At 43.4% G+C, this 3,715-nt stretch carries 6 protein-coding genes; 4 read left to right on the top strand and 2 right to left on the bottom strand.

Annotation, left to right across the window (positions count from 1 at the left end):
* Positions 1–173 precede the first annotated feature (173 nt).
* From HCR01_RS37260 to HCR01_RS37270, 3 genes are read left to right on the top strand one after another with little or no spacing between them, the layout of a single operon-like run.
* Entirely contained in the window at positions 174–830 is a 657-nt protein-coding gene (locus tag HCR01_RS37260; RefSeq protein ID WP_226890068.1) for a tyrosine-type recombinase/integrase, read from the top strand.
* A gap of 3 nt (positions 831–833) precedes the next feature.
* On the top strand, positions 834–1,298 hold the full coding sequence (locus HCR01_RS37265; protein WP_193200909.1) for a hypothetical protein: 465 nt from the start codon (positions 834–836) through the stop codon (positions 1,296–1,298).
* A gap of 5 nt (positions 1,299–1,303) precedes the next feature.
* Entirely contained in the window at positions 1,304–1,972 is a 669-nt protein-coding gene (locus tag HCR01_RS37270; RefSeq protein WP_193200910.1) for a hypothetical protein, read from the top strand.
* A 54-nt stretch (positions 1,973–2,026) separates the two neighbouring features.
* On the opposite strand, the gene HCR01_RS41035 is transcribed toward HCR01_RS37270, so the two are convergent.
* Positions 2,027–2,170, bottom strand: coding sequence for a tyrosine-type recombinase/integrase (locus HCR01_RS41035; protein ID WP_413774019.1), 144 nt, complete (start codon positions 2,168–2,170; stop codon positions 2,027–2,029).
* A gap of 225 nt (positions 2,171–2,395) precedes the next feature.
* Positions 2,396–3,034 carry a hypothetical protein gene (locus HCR01_RS37280; RefSeq protein WP_226890069.1) on the bottom strand — a complete coding sequence of 213 codons (639 nt, stop codon included), beginning with the start codon at positions 3,032–3,034 and terminating at the stop codon, positions 2,396–2,398.
* Between the two features lie 181 nt (positions 3,035–3,215).
* On the opposite strand from HCR01_RS37280, the gene HCR01_RS37285 reads away from it, so the two are divergent.
* Positions 3,216–3,446, top strand: coding sequence for a hypothetical protein (locus HCR01_RS37285; RefSeq protein ID WP_193200911.1), 231 nt, complete (start codon positions 3,216–3,218; stop codon positions 3,444–3,446).
* Positions 3,447–3,715 lie beyond the last annotated feature (269 nt).

A 3,715-nucleotide genomic window follows, 5' to 3' on the forward strand; every position in this document is an offset into this window, starting at 1 on the left:
CATCCCAGTAGTGCAATACAAGGTTTAGTCAATCAACATCAAGAACGTCTCTGTGCATTTGATTTTCAACCTCTGAATACCAATTAGACAGCTAGGGGACTGATGCAGGTAAACCGCTTTCAAAAAGTAGCATAAATGCAGGGATAGCAGCACTCAAAAGCTTTTTTAAATGGATGTGCTATGCGTATCCTGACATTATTGCTACTAATCCCACACTGGGGATTAAACTGGAAAAAGTACCTCTGCCACCAGCCCAGAGTTTAACGTCCGAACAAATGGATCGGGTGTGGTCAGCATTAGAGTTATTGGGAGAAACAAAACAACGAGATACTGCACTTGTCCACATCCTCAGTCATGGTTTAAGGGCTGGAGAAATTGTCGATTTAAATGTTGGCTCTTTTGATGGTAAGCTCCTGTTTTTACCCGACACCAAAACTAATGAACCGCGCCTAGTACCACTGCGTCAAGAAAGTCGCCTAGTGGTGGCAGACTATTTACAATTGCGCGAACAGCAAGCAGAGGTGTTGTCCAGCCTTAGCCCACTGATGATTTCACACCATCCTTCATACCAAGGCGAACGCTTGAGTTATCACGGTATTTACTTTGCTGTAGAAAAAATAGGTGAACTAGCTGCCATTGTTGATTTACATCCTCACTCCTTTCGTCATACCTACGCCACTGATTTGCTACTATTAGGTCTTGATCCTAGCCATGCCCGTAGGCTAACGGGACATACTAGTGAGAAAGCTTTTCGGCGCTATACACTTCGCAGTGAGCAAGAAGCGGCGATCGCTGCTTACTATCGTGCGATTGGCGAAGAAATGGAATAAGGTATGCCCAAGCCACTCGATCCCAAGTGTCAGTTATGCGCCAAGTTACCAACAACTCAAGCTAAAGTTTTACATGGAACAGCAGGGGATGGGTGTTGGAATCCAAAAGTCTGCCACAATCGCCGTTCGTTCTACCGCCACCGCTCGCAGAAGAATTCAGCAGAAATTGATGCAATTGCAGTCGAACCACCAGCAACATATTTTGCAGTGCTGTATTTGTATAAAGAACTGGGGGATAAACCATTGCACGCCTTGGGTGCAGAACTCTGGCTTGGGCAAAAGCCTATTTGTCGCCTAGAACCAATTCATTGTTTTGGGCTAACGGCTGGCAAGATCCGCGCCTATACAGATCAGGTATTGCAAACATTTGCTAAACAATATGGTGTCTCACTGTATCAATATAAGGAGCTGTTCGAGATTGCACCAACACATTGTCCAGTGTGTCCTTGTCCCCTGCACCCTAAATGATAATCATGACCGCATACTGCCAATTAACAATCTGGGATGTGCTTGATGAAATGTCAGAAGCTCCAGCGACATCTTCACTTACACCAGTGTGGGAGTGTTTAGATGCCGAGCTAGAGAATTTACCCTTGGAGGCACAGTTATCAACCGCAGCTCTTGCCTTCAGTCAAATTGCGGATATTCTCAAGTCTCGTGCCGAAGTGCTGTTGCAAGATACTCGCGATCACAACAGTCCTTTGGGGCCGATTGTCAGTACTGGTATCTTTGCTGGGTTGGTGCGAACCACAATGCAGCTTGATTTAGACGATTTGATAGAACCAGCAATACCGCAGACTTTTAAACCACATCGGCCACATCGGTTTGACAATACTGGGGAGGAGCATAACTCTATAGCAGCACCTATTGAAAAGACGAAAGTTTTGATGATGCTAGAGGAGGTGATAACTTTAGAGGATGTTCGCAACTTGGCCAGTGATGAAGATGTGCAAAAGTGGCAGCAAGCGATCGCAGGCTACCTTGTACGAGTTAACGATGCTATCTCTTTGGTTCAACTACAGGCTGCGTTAAATATGCCATTGATTGAACTCTGGTTAGGATTATTGCTAGGTGGGTTTACATTAGAGCAACGTGGAGAGTTTTACGCTGGTCATGATATCTGGATACTTGGCGTTGCATAAATGCGGGATGAATTAATGAAATAGGAGAGCGAAAAATTTTGGGGGAGATGAGCATTAATCATCCCAAAGACCTTGAAATTTAGTAGATGCAAGTTCGGTGTAACGAACTGTGTGCTGAATATTTTTATGTCCCAGATAACTCTGAATTGTCCGAGTATCAATACCTCGATTAGTGGGACTTAGACAAAAAGGGAGCAGGAAAAAGGCTCAAATGTATATACAGAGAGACTTCGACATCGTTTTGCCTAGTTTCTTGATATATATGGGTTTCAAGCATTTTTGAGTCTTTGGTGTATTTTCCCTGCCCTGTATGGGTTTGAGGCTTGTTTCTGCCTCAAAAATGTTTAGGTACCGTTAGCCAAATAATAACCAGTTCCATGCCGTAGCATATGAGCATGGACTCTGAAAAGTAAACCAGCTAATTCACCAGCCCGGAGCATTTTGTTGCCCTCCTTTGGAAGAGTGGAAATACTGCCGCACTCGTTCAATAATCACTTTTTTATTCAAAATCTCAGCTAGCACACCATCAATAAAGGCAATTTGTTCAGTGGATAATTTCGCCAAAGGTTTAGCTAGATAATCTGAAATCGCCAGTTTAGCGAACAATATACTGGGATATGTAAATTCTTGGAACGGGTCTGGGTCATTAAAAGGTCGCACGCGAGTTGGCTCAATTTCCTTGTACTTATCCACCAAAAATTGCAGATCCGCGTTTTTATCCAAGGCAGTTCGTGGCAAGCCCAGCTTAAGCGCTAAATCTGCAATCCGATCTGCCCGTTCTTCGGTTTTAGTTTTCTTGTATTTGCGATAGCGATGCAAGGGGATAGGTCCATCAACTGGATAAAATGGGCCATAGCGCTGGTCGCCTTTCTCTACATATAATTCGTTATCAAATAAACCCCACCAAAGCACCACAGTTTCGCCTGCTAAGTCTGGGCTTACTTCATAAGCCACGCCCTCAACTGATACTCTGGCTGTTGCATCCACTTTCCTTTCCTGCGGAACGCTACGCGAACGTTGCGGTTCGCGGGCAAAAGTACAAAATCGTTCCCAACTGCACATCTGCCTGATTCCGCTTTTTGGCAGATTCCGCAACCAATCCTCTAAGCGTGAGTGCGCTTCTATTACCGTGTAATAGATGGAAAGGGTGGTTCTACCTTTCTGTGTATTACACAGAAGAAAAAAATTAAGTTAGCTGCCTCAATAATCAATAAACTAGAAGAAATACCTGTGGAGGCAGTATATGTGCTTACATCCTGAAGAAATTCCTCCTATTCCCGATGAAACGGTACGTGTAGCCAAGGCTGCATTTCCAAAAGGTAATTTATATATGCGACTGCGTGATGAACTTGGGGTGTTTTATCAGGATGAAGATTTCGCACTTGCTTCACCAATCCCTGATGATGCGCCAGTAATAATCACAACTTTGTCACCTTTGTACTGTGGCACTTCCTCTTCCCAACACTACCGCTAAATCTTGTATTGTCTTTACCTGGCCTATTTTCAGTAAATACAATGCTTGAATACGTTCTTTTCCTAATGCTGTTTTCTGTTTTTTCAGCAGTTCACATAATTCCTCTGCTGACTCTTCTATTTTTACTTTGGTGACTCTAGCCATGAACTTCTGCTCATATTTCTGACTTAACTAAGTAAGTCGTGGAGAAAATTTATAAGTATGTAACAAACAATTAAGCAGAAGAATTAGAGTTAAATCTTACACGTTGTGTACTGTAGTTTCCCTTG

Origin of the sequence: Nostoc sp. MG11 (genome assembly GCF_014904695.1) — a bacterium.
In the GTDB taxonomy this organism is placed as follows: Bacteria; Cyanobacteriota; Cyanobacteriia; order Cyanobacteriales; family Nostocaceae; genus Komarekiella.

Coding starts and splice junctions, on each gene's coding strand:
- HCR01_RS37270 (WP_193200910.1), top strand. CDS start 1,304: ATGACCGCATACTGCCAATTAACAATCTGGGATGTGCTTGATGAAATG.
- HCR01_RS37265 (WP_193200909.1), top strand. CDS start 834: ATGCCCAAGCCACTCGATCCCAAGTGTCAGTTATGCGCCAAGTTACCA.
- HCR01_RS37280 (WP_226890069.1), bottom strand. CDS start 3,034: ATGTGCAGTTGGGAACGATTTTGTACTTTTGCCCGCGAACCGCAACGT.
- HCR01_RS37260 (WP_226890068.1), top strand. CDS start 174: ATGTGCTATGCGTATCCTGACATTATTGCTACTAATCCCACACTGGGG.
- HCR01_RS37285 (WP_193200911.1), top strand. CDS start 3,216: ATGTGCTTACATCCTGAAGAAATTCCTCCTATTCCCGATGAAACGGTA.